Here is a 14,101-nt window from a genome sequence, read left to right on the forward strand (position 1 = left end):
GACTCCGGAACGCTCGATTGGAAGTGAGTCCCCGCCCGGCAGGGTGCCGGTAGCCGCGGGGCCAACATGAACTCGGAGGAGCAGGCCCTGGTCCCCTCAACCCTCACCCGCTCGGAGACAGCCGGAGGAGCCCCCGCACAGGGGCCGTCCAGCGTCCGCGCGCGCCGAGGGCCTGGGGCCGCCTCTCCCCTCGCAGCGCGCTCGGAAGCGGGAGACGCCGTCGCCTCCCGTCCGCCGGAGCTCACGCATCCGCGCGCGCGCCCAGGATTCATCAATGAGCAGCATCCTCGTCATCAACGCGGCGGGCCGGGAGACCCGTGTGGCCCTCGTCGAGACCGGGCACATCGCGGAGTTCTACCTCGAGCGTAAGAAGGACAAGGGAATCGTCGGAAACATCTACAAGGGCCGCGTCGTCCGGGTGCTCCCGGGCATGCAGGCGGCCTTCGTGGATATCGGCCTGGAGAAGGCCGCGTTCCTGTACGTCAGCGACGTCGTCTACGACCCGGACTTCGCGCGCGCCCAGTTCGAGCTGACCGAGGGCGAGCACGACGACGCCCCGGAAGTGCCCGAGGAGTCCGAGGCCATGGCCGCCGAGGCCGCCCATGATGAGTCGGGCGCCGAGGTGGACGCCGAGGTGCACGAGCACGCCGCTCCCGGTGGCGAGGCGCCCCCCGCCGTCGAGGAGCCCGAGCACCACGCCGAGGAGCACCGCGCCGAGGAGCCCGCCCCCGTGGCCGCTCCCGCCGAGCCGGTGGCCGCGGCGGCTCCATCCGAGCCGGTGGCCGCCGCCGAGCCCGTGGCCGTGGCCGCCCCCGCCGAGCCGGTGAACGTCTCGCAGGCCTCGATGGCGCCGGTGGAGTCCTCGCCCGTGAGCGTGGAGGCCCAGGTGGCTCCGGCCGCGGAGGCCGTCGCGGCGATGCCCGCCACCGAGGGCTCCGTGGCCCTGGCGCTGGCTCCCGAGCCGTCCACCGTCCCCGGTGAGCAGGCCGCCGTGGCCCCCGCCGCCCCGGCCGAGGCCCCCGCGCAGCGTCCCGAGACGGCCGCCGGTGAGCGCCGGGCTCCGCGTGAGAACCGCGAGGCCGCTCGCGAGGCCCGTGAGGCCCGCCGCGAGCAGAAGGACCGCGAGCGCGAGAAGGACAAGGCCCGCAAGCAGCGCGAGGAGCAGCAGCGCAAGCGCGAGGAGGAGAAGTCCAAGCCTCGCAAGACGGCCAAGATCGAGGAGCTGCTGAAGGTGGGCCAGGAGGTCGTGGTCCAGATCTCCAAGGATCCCATCGGCACCAAGGGCGCGCGCCTCACCTCGCACATCTCCATCCCGGGCCGCCACCTGGTGTTCATGCCCACGGTGGACCACGTGGGCATCAGCCGCCGCATCTCCAACGAGAAGGAGCGCAAGCGCCTGCGGGAGATTGTCGACCGGCTGCGTCCGCCCGGGACGGGCTTCATCGTGCGCACGGTGGCCGAGAACGTGCCGCAGGAGAAGCTCGAGACCGACATCCGCTTCCTCATCGAGGTGTGGAACCAGGTGGTGCGCCGCAACGAGAAGCGCGGTGGCCCCGGCCTGCTGCACCCCGACCTGGACCTCATCCTGCGCGCCACGCGCGACCTCTTCGCCCACGATGTGGAGAAGCTGGTGGTCGATGACCGCGAGGAGTACGAGCGCATCCTCGGCTTCGTGAACGCGCAGGACCCGGCGCTCAAGGACCGGGTGGTGCTCCACGAGTCGGACGAGCCCATCTTCGACGCGTACGGGATTGAACACGAGCTGCAGCGCGCCACCCAGCGCAAGGTGTGGCTCAAGAGCGGCGGCTACCTGATCATCGACCAGGCCGAGGCGCTCACCGCCATCGACGTCAACTCGGGCCGGTACGTGGGCAAGAAGAGCCTCGAGGAGACGATCACCAAGATCAACGTCGAGGCGGCCAAGGAGATCGTCTACCAGCTGCGGCTGCGCAACATCGGCGGCATCATCATCTGCGACTTCATCGACATGGAGAAGCCGCAGAACCGGGACAAGGTCTTCAAGTCGCTGCAGGAGGCGCTGGGCCGGGACAAGGCCAAGACGAACGTGCTGCGCATCTCCGAGCTGGGCCTGGTGGAGATGACGCGCAAGCGCGTGCGCGAGTCCATCGGCCGCGTGCTGCACGAGGATTGCCCGTACTGCGACGGCAAGGGCTTCGTGAAGACGGCGACCACGGTGGCCTACGAGATCTTCGGGGAGATCCGCCGCGAGGCGCCGGGCTACAAGGACCCGACGCTGGTCATCAACTGCAACGCCGAGGTGGCGCGGCTGCTCCAGGGCGAGGAGCGGCAGGAGCTGCGGCACCTGATGGACCGCTACAACAAGTCCATCCAGGTGAAGGCGCAGCAGAACTACCACCGCGAGCAGTACGACATCTACGGCCGCAGCGCGCAGGGCGGGGACCACAAGGTGGCCTCGTCGCCGGGCTCGGGTGACGGCGAGCTGTCCATGCAGCGGCGGCCCGAGAGCGGCGGTGGCGAGCGGAGCCTGCGCGAGGGTGGCCGTGACCGCGATCGTGACCGGGGTGGTGGCCGTGACCGGGGTGAGCGCGGCGAGCGCGGTGACCGGGGTGGTGGTGGTGGTGGCCGTGACCGCAACGAGCGGGGCGAGCGTGGCGACCGTGGAGAGCGCGGGGAGCGGAGTGGTGGTGGCCGTGACCGCGACCGTGACCGGGGAGACCGGGGCGGTGGTGGCCGCGACCGGGACCGGGACCGCAACCGGGGCGAGCAGCAGCGCCGACCCGAGCAGCGTGAAGGACGTGGCCAGCAGCAGGGACAGGCAGGCGAGCAGCCGAACGCGGGTGGCACGCCTCCGAAGCCGCCGAGCGGCAATGGCGGCAACGAGTCCGGCGGCAACACCTGAGCCCAACCTCCCCTCTCCCCTCGGGAGAGGGACGGGGTGAGGGTGCCGGGCCCACCGTGGAGCACCACCGTGGGCCCCGAGCCCCCTCCCCCTGGCCGAGCCGCCCTGGCATTGGCTAGCCTTCGCCTCCCCCGGATGCGGCCCTTCACCCCTCTCTTCCTCAAGCGACTGCGCACCAACGCGCTGCAGTGGGCCCGGCGCACCTGGGCTCCGCTGGAGCGAACGCGCATGGGCCGCTTCGCCACGGACACGTTCGTGGCGGTGCGCGGCCTCGCCCGAGGCTTCCAGGGCGAGAACATCCGCCTGCGGGCCGCGGCGCTCACCTACATCAGCGTCTTCTCCCTGGTGCCGCTGCTGACGGTGGTGGTGGCCCTGCTGGGCGCCTACCACCAACAGGCGGTCCAGCATCGCCTGCGCGAGTTCATCTTCGCGGTGATGGCTCCGGGCGTGCGCGAGGAGTCGGCGGCCTTCCTCGAGGGCTTCCTGGAGCCGGGACACACGACGGCGATTGGAAGCGCGGGCTTCCTCGGACTGCTCTTCTCGGCGGGCTCGCTGCTGCACAACATCGACGTCTCGCTGAACGAAATCTGGGGCGTGAAGAACCACCGCTCGTGGGTGGTGCGCGGGCTCATCTACGCGGGGCTGCTGTTGCTGGGGCCGCTGATGCTGGCCATCTCGCTCACGGGGACGGGCGTGGTCCGCTCCTTCCTGGAGGGCACCCACGCGCCGCTCGTCGTGGACCTCTTCGAGCTGCTGTTCGGCGCCCTGTCTCCGCTCGTCGCGGCGGGTGGGCTCACCCTGCTCTACTACGTGACGCCCAACACCCACCTGCGCCTGCGCTCGGCGCTCTCGGGAGGGCTGGTGGCGGGGGCGGCCTGGAGCGTGGCGCGGCATGTGTACACGGGCGTCGCCGCGTACAGCTTCCGCCACAACCCGCTCTACGCCTCGCTGGGCGCCCTGCCCATGTTCCTCGCGTGGCTGTACGTGGACTGGCTCCTCTTCCTCATCGGCGCCCGCCTCTCCTACGCGGTGGAGCACGCCACGTTCCGGGACTCGCTGTGGGCCTTCGGGGCCCACCCGCGCGCCCGGGAGCTGGTGGCGGCCCGGGTGGCCCAGGAGGCCACGCTCGTCTGGTTCGACGGAGGAACGCCCCCGCTCCCCCGCGACCTGGCCCTGCGCCTCCGGGTCGCCGAGGCGCTCGTCGACGAGGTGGTGGACCACCTGGAGGAGGCGGGTCTGCTCGAGCGCCACCGCAATGGAGGCCTCCTGCCAGCCCGTGCTCCGGCCGAGCTGACCCTGGCCGACCTGACGCTCGCCGTCCACGGTGTCTACAACCCTGTCGAGCCGGGAACCCACACCACCCCACGCGCCGCCGGTTTCGAGGTCCTGAACGCCTTCTTCCGGGAGTCGGACCGGGCGGGACTCGACGTGCTGCGTCGGACGCGGTGGGTGGACCTCGCCATCCTGGTGCGCCCGGGGCTCGCTGAAGCCCAGCAGGCGGCCACGGCGGCGACCCCGTCCCTGGCACCGTCTCCGAGCGAGACGACGGCCGGAAGCGGAAATCCGTAACGTTTCTAGGAGGTTGGCGGACCTCGCGCCTTGCGCGCCCCACCGGTTCTGTTATCGTTTCGGAATTCGACCACGGGCCAAGCGCCCTGTTTCCGAGGGGTTACGCGGTTTGCGGGAGCGTGCGATGCTGAAGTCCGATCTGATCAACGTCCTCGTCGGCAAGAAGGGGATGACGCAGAAACAGGCCGAGGCCACAGTCGAGACGATCTTCGAGTCCATGAAGGAGGCGCTCTGCCGCGGGGAGAACATCGAGATCCGCGGGCTGGGCGCCTTCCATGTGAAGAACTACCAGGGCTATCAGGGCCGCAATCCGAAGACGGGGCAGATCATCCCGGTGAAGCCCAAGCGGGGCCTGTTGTTCCGCACGGGCAAGGAGCTGCGCGACCGGGTCAACCGGCCGGCCCCCCAGACGCCGCAGTCGGACATCTCGTTCGACCCCAAGAGCGGCAGCGGCACCTACTAACCTCCGCTCACCGCCCCAGGGCCACGGGCGACAGCCGCCCCAGTGGGCGAATCTGCAGGTTCATGTCCAGCTCGCCATAGGTGAGCACCGCGACGTCCGGAAAGGCGCCCTCGCACAGCTTGCGCAGGGTGCGCCGGACGTCGGGAGCCGTGAGCAGCACCGTCTGCCCACCTGAGGCGATGTGCTTCACCCCCTCGAGAATCTCCGCCACCCGCTCGGGCGAGGGCGCTGGCCCGCGGGGCCCACCGGAGCGCAGCGTCTCCTCGATCTCCGGATCCACCAGGTAGGCGAAGAGCGGCCCGGACGGGGCGAACTTGTGGCTGAGGTAGCGGGACAGTGCCTGACGGCAGCGCTCGGCCAGGGCCGTGGCATCACCCTCGGTCGTGGGAGCCACCAGCGCCTCGAGGATGGCGCGCATGTTCCGGATGCTCACCTGCTCCTCCACGAGCTTGCGCAACACCTCGGTGAGCAGCGGCAGCGGGACCTTCTGGAGCGCCTCCTTCACCAACGTGGGGGCCTGGGCCTCGAGCCCATCCAACAGCCCCTGCACCTCCTGGATGCCGAGGAACCCCGCCGACCGTGCGCGAATGATGCTCCGCAGGTGCTCGGCGATGAGCTCCCCGGCGCTCCGAAGCGGCACCTGCGCCAGCTCCAGGCGTGCGCGCGCTTCCGCGGACACGCGGCTGATGGGCTTGCCGGTGGAGGGCTCCAGCGCGGGCTCCGCCTTCAGCTCCAGGAAGGCCAGCTCCTCCGGCTGCGCCAACGCATAGAGCGCTCCGGGCACCACCTGGCCCATCGCCGCGGGCACCTCGTCGACCAGGATGCGGTAGCTCCCCGCGGGCAGATACGCGGCCTCGGTCCGCACCCGGATGCCCGGCACGCGCACGCCCAGCTCGTAGAAGAGCTCGTCCCGTATCCGGTTGAGCACCTGGTGCACGAACGCGCCCCCATTCTCCTGGGCCAGCGGGGTGAGGTCCGGCGCGAGGTCCACCGTCAGCGGAGCCACGCCCACCGGGGCCACCGTGCTCTCGGGAGGCGCTCCCGGCCCGCCCTGAGCCGCTTCCCCAGCTTCGGCTCCGCCCTCGGCCCGAGCCACGGCGGCGCCCTCCTCCGCCACGCTGGCCTTCATCCGCGCGACGGCATGCGCCAGCACGCCCAGGACCACGGCCAGCCCGAAGAACGTCAGGTGCGGCATCCCCGGCATCGCGGCGAGGGCCACGCAGAGCCCCGCCACCACCCAGAGCGCCCGGGCCTCTCCGAAGAGCTGCGAGCCAATCTCCGCACCGAGCGAGTCGTCCTCCTTCTCCGAGGCCACGCGCGTGACGACGAGGCCCGCCGCCACCGCGATGCACAGGGAGGGAATCTGTGACACCAGCCCGTCGCCGATGGCGATGAGCGCATAGGTAGAGGCCGCTTCGGCCATCGACATTCCGTTCTGCAGGACGCCGATGCAGATGCCACCCAGGAGGTTCACCGCGACGATGACCAGGCCAGCGATGACATCGCCCTTCACGAACTTCATCGCGCCATCCATGGCGCCGAACATCTGCGACTCGCGCTCCAGGTTCCGGCGCCGGCGGCGCGCCTGTGCCTGATCAATGGCCCCCGCGCGCAGGTCCGCGTCGATGGACATCTGCTTGCCCGGCATCGCGTCCAGGGTGAAGCGCGCGGAGACCTCGGCCACGCGCTCGGCGCCCTTGGCCACCACCAGGAACTGTACCAGCGTGAGAATCGCGAAGATGACCGCGCCCACGACGTAGTCCCCCCGCACCACGAACTCGCCGAACGCCTGGATGACCTCGCCCGCATGCCCCTCCGCAAGCGCCAGCCGCGTGGACGACACGTTGAGCGCGAGCCGGAAGAGCGTGGTGAACAGCAGCAGCGTCGGGAAGGACGTCACCTTCAGCGCGTCCCGGGCGTAGAGCGCCGCCACCAACAGCGCCACCGCCGCCGCCAGATTGATGGCCAGCCCCAGGTCCAGCAGCCAGGGCGGCAGCGGGATGATGAGGGCACCGAGCACCGCGGCCATCGCCACCGCGAGCACCACATCCGAGGACTTGCGCGCCCTCACGAGAATCTTCATCAGTTGGTTCATGACGTCTGCCTCCGTGGATGGTCGTCCACGTCCTGCGACTCCTGCGCTACCCGGAGGACCGCCGCGGCGGCCTGGTACAGTTCCTCGGGGATCTCCTCCCCGACGTCGTAGTGGATGAGGCTGCGGGCCAGCGGCACGTCCCGGACCACCGGAACTCCGAGCCGCTCGGCCTCACGCCGCAGGGAGAGCGCGTCCGCCTCCCGCCCCTTGGCGACGAGGTAGGGCGCCTCACACTCTTCCGTGGCATAGCGGAGCGCGATCGCGATGTGCGTGGGGTTGACGACCACGACACTCGCCTTCTGCACTCCACGTGCCGGACCTCCCGCCGCCAATTGCCGGTGCAACGCCTTGCGCTGGCCCTTGTGGTGCGGGTCGCCCTCGCTCTCCTTGTGCTCCCGCTTCACTTCCTCGCGCGTCATCATCAGGTCCTTCACGTGTTTGCGGCGTGCGAGCGCGTAGTCCCCCACGCCCAGCACCACGAGCACGCACGCGAGCCGGACGGTGAGCGGCCCGAGCCGGCCCAGGATGTGCTCCAACCCCAACGTCCCCTCCAGCCAGGCCGTGCGCAGCACGTCCGGTCCGGCCTCCACGGCCGCGCTCCAGACGAGCCACGCCACCACCGCGGCCACGAGCAGCGCCTTGCCCAGCTCGATGAGCGGTCTCAGGCTGAAGAGCTTCTTCAAGCCCTCCGCCGGGTTGATGCGCTCGAGCTTGGGCATCGCGTGCTCCGCGTTCAGCTCGAAGCCCACCGTGGCCACGGACACCGCGAGCGACGCCAGCAGTGCGCCACCGAGCGCGGGCCCCACCAGGAGCGCCATCAATCCCACGGCTTCCGTCAATGCACCCGTGGACTCCTGGTGCAGCATCAACCGGGCCGTCCACTCCTTCAGCCTCGCGAAACCCGCGGGTGCCGACGCGGTGAGGCCGAGCAGCCCTCCGAGTGTCACCACGCTGGAGGACAGCAGACGGCTGCGCGGAATCTGTCCCTTGCGGCGCGCCTCGCGCAGACGCTTCGCCGAGGGTTGTTCCGTCTTCTCGCTCACCGCGCCACCTCCCCGAGCCGGAACAGCGCCCCGTCCACCGAGAGAAAGCCCGCGAGCAGCCGCTCACAGAGGATGCCCACCGCCAGCCACAGCAAGGCACCTCCCGCGAGGATGCGCAGCGGTGCTCCGAGGTCCTGGAGATTCACCTGGGGCGCGGCGCGCGACACCATCCCCAACAAACAGTCCACCGCCATCACCGCCGCGGCGATGGGCGCGCCCACCGCGAGCCCCGTGGCCATCGCCCCCCCAGCGAGCCCCACCACATGCATCACCGCCGCCTCGGTGGGCACATACGCACCGAGCCTCACCCAGCCAAAGCCACGCACCAGCCCGGAGAGCACGACGGGCATCAGCCCGCCCGTCACCACCAGTCCGACGAGGAGCTGGTAGAGCGCGTCCCCCGTGGCGGATTCGCGCGTCCCGGCTACGGGCAGGCTCGCCTCCGCCGAGGTGCCACGGAACAGGTCGATGAAGCGCCCGCCCATCCGCGCTGCATCGAAGGGCAGCGCCGCCACCAACCCCACGGACGTGCCATAGGTGAGCTCCTTCATCGCCAGAGCCGCCAGCTGCAGCGGTGTCTCCACCGGTTCCGGCAGGGACACGCCCGCGACATGGTGCAGGAAGAGCGCGAGGCTCAGCACCAGGGCGAGCTTCACCGTCGTCGGCGCCGCTTGCCCTCCCAACAGGGGACAGAGGAAGGCCACCGGCAGCAGGCGGGCGGAGCACAGGGCCACCGCCACCATGCTCGGGCCCAGCGGCGCCAATTGTGCGCGAAGCAGCTCGAGGTTCACCCGCCGACCTCCGCGATGACCCTCAAGACCTGATGCGCGAAGAGCGTGAGCTGTCCGGCGATCCACGGCCCTGCCACCACCAGGGCCAGCACCGCCGCGCACAGCTTGGGCACCACCGTGAGAGTGCTCTCCTGCAGCTGCGTCGTGGCCTGGAAGAGACTCATCAGAAACCCCACCACCAGACTGGCTCCAATGGGCGGGAGGGAAGCGAGCACCATCAGCAGCAGCGCCTCGCGGCCCAGTGAGAGCAGGACGTCCTGGCTCATGGCATCACCGGTAGCCGAGGATGAGGCCCCGCGCGAGCAGCGCCCAGCCATCCACGGCGACGAAGAGGAGGATCTTGAAAGGCAGGCTCACCTGGCTCGGAGACAACGACTGCATGCCGAGCGCGAGCAGGATGTTGGCGACAACCATGTCCAGCACGAGGAACGGCAGGAAGACGAGGAAGCCAATCTGGAAGGCCTCCGTCAGCTCCGTGATGACGAAGGCGGGAATGACCACGAAGAGATCGTCCTCGTGCACCGCGTCGGCTTCGTCCGGCGGCCGCAGCTCGCGCGCCAGGTCCAGGAAGCGGGCCCGCTCCTCCGGACTGCCATGCTTCACCAGGAAGGTACGCAGCGGCTCGGTCACCCTGCCCGCCGCGCTGAGGATCTGCGCACCGGAGCCGACGTCCTGGTAGACGGCCTGCCCCACGTCGTACATGCGCTCCATCACCGGCGCCATGATGTGCCCCGTCAGCACCGCCGCGAGCCCCGTGAGAACGATGGTGGGCGGTGCCTGCTGCGTTCCCATCGCCGAGCGCGCCAGTGACAGCACCACGGCGATCTTCGAGAAGCTCGTCAGCATCAGCACCGCGAACGGCAGCAGCGACATCAGCGCCAGCATCCCCATCATCGACAACGGGCTGCCGGCGAAGGACAGCTGCGAGAGCGGTGTCTCCGCCGCCAAGGCCAGCCCGGGAAGGAGCACGCCCGACACGAGCAACACGCGGCTCATGACAAGGTCTCCTTCTCGTGGGAGCGGGCCACCGCGCGCCGCCTCGACCGGGTCTTCACCCGCACCGGCGTGTGCGCCCGGCGGATCTCCGCGAAGGAGTCCCCGAAGGCCACCAGGTAGCGGCTCCCCTCCACCTCCACCAGTGCCAATCCGCAACGCTGCGACAGGCCCGTCCTGGACACCACCCTCATGCGCTCGGTGAGGGCGAAGCGGACATCGGCCCGTCCACGCCGCATGAGCCACCACCCCAGGCCCCCCAGGGCCGCGGCCCCCAACAGCCACCGGGCCAACACGGCCGCCGAGACGCCTCCCAGGGGTGCCAGCGCCGCCAGCCCGAGCACGAGCCCCAGCGCCAGCAGCAGCTTGTTTCTCGGAGACACGGAGTCGAACAGGGTCTTCATCGGCGCGCTCACGGCAGCAGGGTGAGGATGCGGGCCCCCACCTCTCCCTCGATGTCCACCAACTCCGCCCGCGCTACCGCCCGGTCTCCCACTCGCAGCAGCACCGGCTCGCTCGCGTTGATGTGCAGCGGCAGCAGTGCGCCCGGCTTCAGCCCCGCCAGCTCCGAGAGCGGCAGCAGCAGCCGCGTCAGCTCGATCTCCACTTCCACCGGCAACGGGGGCATTCCCTCGCTCCGCTCGACTACGGTCGCCATGTCCGACTCCTGGAAAAGTCCGCGCCTGCGCGCGTGGTTCAACGAGAAACCCTCGGGCGTGAAGTCACCCGTCAGCTCGAAGCCGCGCAGGGCGAGGCGCCCGGGACCCGACAGGCCCGTGCCCTCCTGGCGCAGCCCGTCGAAGAGCACGACATCCCCCGGCCCGAGTGACTCCAGCGCCGTGCGCGGCAGCGATGTGCTGCCCACGAAGCAGCGGGCCTCCAGCCGCGCCGCCAGCACCTCGGGCGCGAGCTCCACGTCTCGCTCCGCGGGCAGCTCCTTCAACGCCCCTTCGAGCACCACCGCGGGCAGGACCAGCCGCCCCCCCGCCGTCGTCTGTCCCACCGTCACCGTCAGCTCCACGCCCAGGTGACGCTGCCGGGCATCGAGGCGCGTCAACGCCTCCGTGCGATTCATCGTCACCCCGACGAGGCGCGGACCGAATCTCCGCTCCAACTCCGGCTGGCCACGCAGCGCGCACAGCGCCGACAGGCCCAGGAAGGCGAAGGAGGCTTCCTCCAGGCGCGTCAGCTCCGTGATGGGTCCGGGCTTCGTCCCCGCCCCCGCCAGGCGCTCCAGCGCGGCGAAGAGCACCGGCGGCTCCAGCTCCAGCACCCCCATCCCTCCCGTCGCCGACAGCTCCACCAGCGCGAAGGCCGCCGTGTGCGCCAACCCCGCCGCCGGCATCACCACCGCCTCCAGCAATCGCGCCTCGGCTCGGACGGGGCACCCCAGCTCCCGTCCGAGTGCCTCGCACACGCCCTGCAACGCCTGCCTCGCGAGCCGCACCACCTGGGGCCGCTCGTGCAGCGTCACGTGGGCCCGTGCCAACCGGCGCGTGCCGAGCCGGCGCAGCGTCATCGGCTTCAACGTCGTGGACTGGCTGCTCTCTCCGAAGGGACTCTGCATGGTTCGCTCCGTGCCGCGGACGCACCACTCCTGTTCACGGCCGATGCCAACGGCCGTGCCCGCGAAATCGAGGGGTTGGAGGTCAGGAGCCGTCCCGACTCGGGACGGGGAGTCTCAGGCCCGGAATCGGTGTTCCGCCGGGTCTGGTGCACGTACCCTACGGGCTGGCCAAGGCGAACACAGGAGGCAGGCCATGGGGATCATTCGCGCCCACGCGGTGAGCGAATACGTGACGCTGATCAACCTCTTCACGGTCAACCCGAGGGACCAGCTCGGACTGACGCGGGTGCAGTTGGGGGACATGTACTGGTACGGCAAGCGCCAGCCCGGGGCCATCTCGGCCAACTTCCACCGGAGCCTCGATGGGGTGCGCTTCTTCAACCATGCCCAGTGGCGGAGCATGGAGGCGCTCGAGGCGGGCCGTCGGACTCCCGAGTTCCAGCAGCACCTCCACAACTACCGGTACTTCGAGATGTCCACGGACCCGCATGCCTACGAGGTGGTGATGACCACGCGCGGGCAGCCACTGGAGATCCGCTGGCCCAGCCCGGTGCTCGTCACGCTGCGGGTGGACACGGTGGAGCCCGCGCGCCAGGAGGCCCTGGTGGCGCTGCTCCGCGAGGAGCTCGAGTCCGAAGTCGCGGGGAGGGTGGGTGCGGCGCTGCACCGCAGCCTGGATGGGGAGCGGGTCGCGGTGTACTCGCAGTGGCGCGGCGAGGCGGAGCTGGAAGCAGCCCTGTCCACGGCGGGACAGCGCGCACTGCAGGAGCGCGCGGCCACGCTGGCGCGCGCCACGGACTTCCGGCGCTACGAGGTCTCCGGCACCAGCGAGGACTGAGCCGGATGCAGTGGGTCTCAGCGCGTGGCTTCGCGGAAGAGCCGCTCGGCCAGTGCACACACCGCCGGGGTGGCCGCCGCGTCGGGCGGCTCCACCTGGCGCTCCGGAAAGAGGTTGCGGTGATAGGGCGGCAGCCTCCGGAAGAGCTCCCGTCTCAGGACCTCCGGCGCCTCCTCCATCACCGCCCGCAGCCGCGCCGCGGCATCCGGCCGCACTCCGAACTCCACCGCCACCCGCGCCTGCCGCCTCGCCGAGGAGAGCGCGGTGAACCCGGCCAGGTGGTTCTTCGCCTCCCGCGCCTCCGGCTCCCTCAACCCCTCGAGCAGCACCCCCGCCCGCTCCCGCCCGAACACCAGCGCCACCAGGGCAATCCGCTCCACGAGCAGCGAGACCGGAAGCGAGCCCTTTACCGGCTCCGGATACGCCGGTCTCCTCGCTGGCTCCGGCGGTGGACTCCGAGGCACCCGGACCACCACCGTCTGCTCGGGCCCTGGCGTCCTGGCACCCGGGCGCTCGATGCGCGTCACATCCATGGCTCATCCCTCCCGGAAGCTCACGCCACCTTGCGTGCGGCCCCGGCCGTCACCACCGGACGCGTGGGAGCAGGTGGAGCCACGGGCTTCGCTTCCGCCATCGCGCGGTAGTGCCGCAGACGCAGCGTCATGAGGATCAACCCCACCGACAGCCCCGTGACCGCCAGCGACAACACCGCCAGCAGCACCCGCAGCCGCGTCAGCGGAGAAGCCCCGGGCGTGGGCGCCACCACCCGCGTGGACACCTCGTCCACCATGAGCGACACCGACTCGGGAGCGAGCCCCTCCACACCTCCCGCGAGCAGGGCGCGCAGCAGCTCCCGCGAGCCCTTGATCGTCTCCGCGTAGCCGGGCGCCACGCGCAGCATCGCCGAGGCCTTCGCGGGCACTGGCGGCTGTCCGGGCCTCGGCGGCGGGGGCACCACCAGGTGCACTCGCGCCAGGAGCACCCCCTCCACCGTCTGGAGCGTCTTCTCCAGCCCCTGCTCCATCACCCTCACCCGGCAGAGCTGCTCCTCCACCGGCGTCCGCACCAGCCCTCCTCCTCCGAAGACGTCACAGCCCTCGTCCGCCACGGGCCTCGGCAACCCCAGCTCCGCCAGAATCCGCACCGCGTCCGAGGACTGCTCCTCCGTCACCTCGATGGCCCACGTGGGCTTCTTGCCCGCCTCGGGCACCTTGCGCGCGTCGAGCCCCCGCTCGACGAGCACCGTCTGCAACTCGTTGGCCTGGCGCTCGTCCAGGCCGTGTTGAATGCGCTCCCTGCACCCCGTGGCGCACAGGAGCAGCAGCAAGAGACAGCGTCGCATGTCCATGGGAGTCCTCACACCTGCGTCTGCAGCACCTGCTTGACGCCACCCGTCGCCTTCTCGACGACCTTCCCCGCGAGATCGAGCTCCTGACTCGCGCGGTACACGTGGGCCTGGACGGCCAGCAGCTCGGCCGGAGAGAACGACTTGCCGGACTCGGCCAGCGCCAGGATGTTGTCCAGCCGCTTCTGCGCCTCCGTCACCCGGTCCAGCACCTGCACCGCCTGCTGGGACCTCGCCGCCTGCACCGAGTCCACCCGCACCCCGGCCCGCACCTCCGACGCCCCCCCCGCGGCCTTCCCCGCCCCCTCCACCTCGCACTTCCCTCGCGCCGCCTCCGTCTTCTCCGTGGACGTCTGCTGGGGGGTGCCCTCACTGGCGACCCGGGGCCCCGGCTGCTTCGCCGGGCCCTTCACCCCCTCCAGCACCTCGCCGAACCGCGCCTTCCCCGAGGGCTCCAGCGCGGGCGTCGCTCCCGCCCCGCCAATCGCCCCCACCTTGTCGATGGCCATGGCGCGC

Annotated in this window: 14 protein-coding genes; 4 read left to right on the plus strand and 10 right to left on the minus strand. The window is 70.9% G+C overall.

What is annotated here, in order from left to right:
* The first annotated feature begins 274 nt into the window (after nt 1-274).
* The 3 genes from AC16DP_RS18420 (at nt 275) to AC16DP_RS18430 (ending at nt 4,913) form a co-directional block, all read left to right on the plus strand.
* Nucleotides 275-2,881: an Rne/Rng family ribonuclease gene (locus tag AC16DP_RS18420; RefSeq protein WP_329725804.1), complete on the plus strand. Its 2,607-nt coding sequence runs from the start codon at nt 275-277 to the stop codon at nt 2,879-2,881.
* Nucleotides 2,882-2,992: 111 nt separating this feature from the next.
* Nucleotides 2,993-4,450 (plus strand): YhjD/YihY/BrkB family envelope integrity protein, encoded by a 1,458-nt coding sequence (locus AC16DP_RS18425; protein WP_329725805.1) that lies wholly within the window; start codon nt 2,993-2,995, stop codon nt 4,448-4,450.
* 124 nt (nt 4,451-4,574) lie between these two features.
* Complete coding sequence (locus AC16DP_RS18430; RefSeq protein WP_329725806.1) at nt 4,575-4,913, plus strand: HU family DNA-binding protein; 339 nt, start codon at nt 4,575-4,577, stop codon at nt 4,911-4,913.
* 7 nt (nt 4,914-4,920) lie between these two features.
* On the opposite strand, the gene sctV is transcribed toward AC16DP_RS18430, so the two are convergent.
* The 7 genes from sctV to sctQ are packed head-to-tail and all read right to left on the minus strand — an operon-like array spanning nt 4,921 to nt 11,402.
* Nucleotides 4,921-7,008 (minus strand): type III secretion system export apparatus subunit SctV, encoded by a 2,088-nt coding sequence (sctV, locus tag AC16DP_RS18435; RefSeq protein WP_329725807.1) that lies wholly within the window; start codon nt 7,006-7,008, stop codon nt 4,921-4,923.
* Nucleotides 7,005-8,051, minus strand: a complete 1,047-nt coding sequence (locus AC16DP_RS18440; protein WP_329725808.1) for an EscU/YscU/HrcU family type III secretion system export apparatus switch protein — start codon at nt 8,049-8,051, stop codon at nt 7,005-7,007. Before AC16DP_RS18440 ends, sctV begins: the two co-directional genes overlap by 4 nt.
* The gene (locus AC16DP_RS18445) at nt 8,048-8,842 is read right to left on the minus strand and encodes an EscT/YscT/HrcT family type III secretion system export apparatus protein (RefSeq protein WP_329725809.1); all 795 of its coding nucleotides are present in this window, start codon (nt 8,840-8,842) and stop codon (nt 8,048-8,050) included. Before AC16DP_RS18445 ends, AC16DP_RS18440 begins: the two co-directional genes overlap by 4 nt.
* Nucleotides 8,839-9,108, minus strand: coding sequence for a flagellar biosynthetic protein FliQ (locus tag AC16DP_RS18450; RefSeq protein WP_329725810.1), 270 nt, complete (start codon nt 9,106-9,108; stop codon nt 8,839-8,841). The genes AC16DP_RS18445 and AC16DP_RS18450 overlap by 4 nt, the downstream gene beginning before the upstream one ends.
* A 4-nt stretch (nt 9,109-9,112) precedes the next feature.
* A complete protein-coding gene (sctR, locus tag AC16DP_RS18455) occupies nt 9,113-9,838 on the minus strand; it encodes a type III secretion system export apparatus subunit SctR (RefSeq protein ID WP_329725811.1) in 726 nt (241 codons plus the stop codon).
* Nucleotides 9,835-10,239: a flagellar biosynthetic protein FliO gene (locus tag AC16DP_RS18460; protein WP_329725812.1), complete on the minus strand. Its 405-nt coding sequence runs from the start codon at nt 10,237-10,239 to the stop codon at nt 9,835-9,837. The genes sctR and AC16DP_RS18460 overlap by 4 nt, the downstream gene beginning before the upstream one ends.
* A gap of 8 nt (nt 10,240-10,247) precedes the next feature.
* On the minus strand, nt 10,248-11,402 hold the full coding sequence (sctQ, locus tag AC16DP_RS18465) for a type III secretion system cytoplasmic ring protein SctQ (RefSeq protein ID WP_329725813.1): 1,155 nt from the start codon (nt 11,400-11,402) through the stop codon (nt 10,248-10,250).
* Nucleotides 11,403-11,595: 193 nt separating this feature from the next.
* Here sctQ and AC16DP_RS18470 point away from each other — a divergent pair, with 193 nt between their 5' ends.
* Nucleotides 11,596-12,240: an antibiotic biosynthesis monooxygenase gene (locus AC16DP_RS18470; protein WP_329725814.1), complete on the plus strand. Its 645-nt coding sequence runs from the start codon at nt 11,596-11,598 to the stop codon at nt 12,238-12,240.
* A gap of 17 nt (nt 12,241-12,257) precedes the next feature.
* Here AC16DP_RS18470 and AC16DP_RS18475 read toward each other — a convergent pair whose 3' ends face one another.
* From AC16DP_RS18475 to AC16DP_RS18485, 3 genes are read right to left on the minus strand one after another with little or no spacing between them, the layout of a single operon-like run.
* Nucleotides 12,258-12,773 (minus strand): hypothetical protein, encoded by a 516-nt coding sequence (locus AC16DP_RS18475; RefSeq protein ID WP_329725815.1) that lies wholly within the window; start codon nt 12,771-12,773, stop codon nt 12,258-12,260.
* 20 nt (nt 12,774-12,793) lie between these two features.
* On the minus strand, nt 12,794-13,588 hold the full coding sequence (locus tag AC16DP_RS18480; protein ID WP_329725816.1) for a flagellar M-ring protein FliF: 795 nt from the start codon (nt 13,586-13,588) through the stop codon (nt 12,794-12,796).
* Between the two features lie 8 nt (nt 13,589-13,596).
* Complete coding sequence (locus AC16DP_RS18485; protein ID WP_329725817.1) at nt 13,597-14,094, minus strand: ATP-dependent helicase HrpB; 498 nt, start codon at nt 14,092-14,094, stop codon at nt 13,597-13,599.
* Nucleotides 14,095-14,101 lie beyond the last annotated feature (7 nt).

It is taken from the genome of Archangium sp., assembly GCF_057119385.1.

Excerpts from the sequence above, each read along its gene's own strand:
- AC16DP_RS18420 (WP_329725804.1), top strand. The coding sequence starts at position 275 with ATGAGCAGCATCCTCGTCATCAACGCGGCGGGCCGGGAGACCCGTGTG.
- AC16DP_RS18430 (WP_329725806.1), top strand. The coding sequence starts at position 4,575 with ATGCTGAAGTCCGATCTGATCAACGTCCTCGTCGGCAAGAAGGGGATG.
- sctV (WP_329725807.1), bottom strand. The coding sequence starts at position 7,008 with ATGAACCAACTGATGAAGATTCTCGTGAGGGCGCGCAAGTCCTCGGAT.
- AC16DP_RS18450 (WP_329725810.1), bottom strand. The coding sequence starts at position 9,108 with ATGAGCCAGGACGTCCTGCTCTCACTGGGCCGCGAGGCGCTGCTGCTG.
- sctR (WP_329725811.1), bottom strand. The coding sequence starts at position 9,838 with ATGAGCCGCGTGTTGCTCGTGTCGGGCGTGCTCCTTCCCGGGCTGGCC.
- AC16DP_RS18460 (WP_329725812.1), bottom strand. The coding sequence starts at position 10,239 with ATGAAGACCCTGTTCGACTCCGTGTCTCCGAGAAACAAGCTGCTGCTG.
- sctQ (WP_329725813.1), bottom strand. The coding sequence starts at position 11,402 with ATGCAGAGTCCCTTCGGAGAGAGCAGCCAGTCCACGACGTTGAAGCCG.
- AC16DP_RS18470 (WP_329725814.1), top strand. The coding sequence starts at position 11,596 with ATGGGGATCATTCGCGCCCACGCGGTGAGCGAATACGTGACGCTGATC.
- AC16DP_RS18475 (WP_329725815.1), bottom strand. The coding sequence starts at position 12,773 with ATGGATGTGACGCGCATCGAGCGCCCGGGTGCCAGGACGCCAGGGCCC.
- AC16DP_RS18480 (WP_329725816.1), bottom strand. The coding sequence starts at position 13,588 with ATGGACATGCGACGCTGTCTCTTGCTGCTGCTCCTGTGCGCCACGGGG.
- AC16DP_RS18485 (WP_329725817.1), bottom strand. The coding sequence starts at position 14,094 with ATGGCCATCGACAAGGTGGGGGCGATTGGCGGGGCGGGAGCGACGCCC.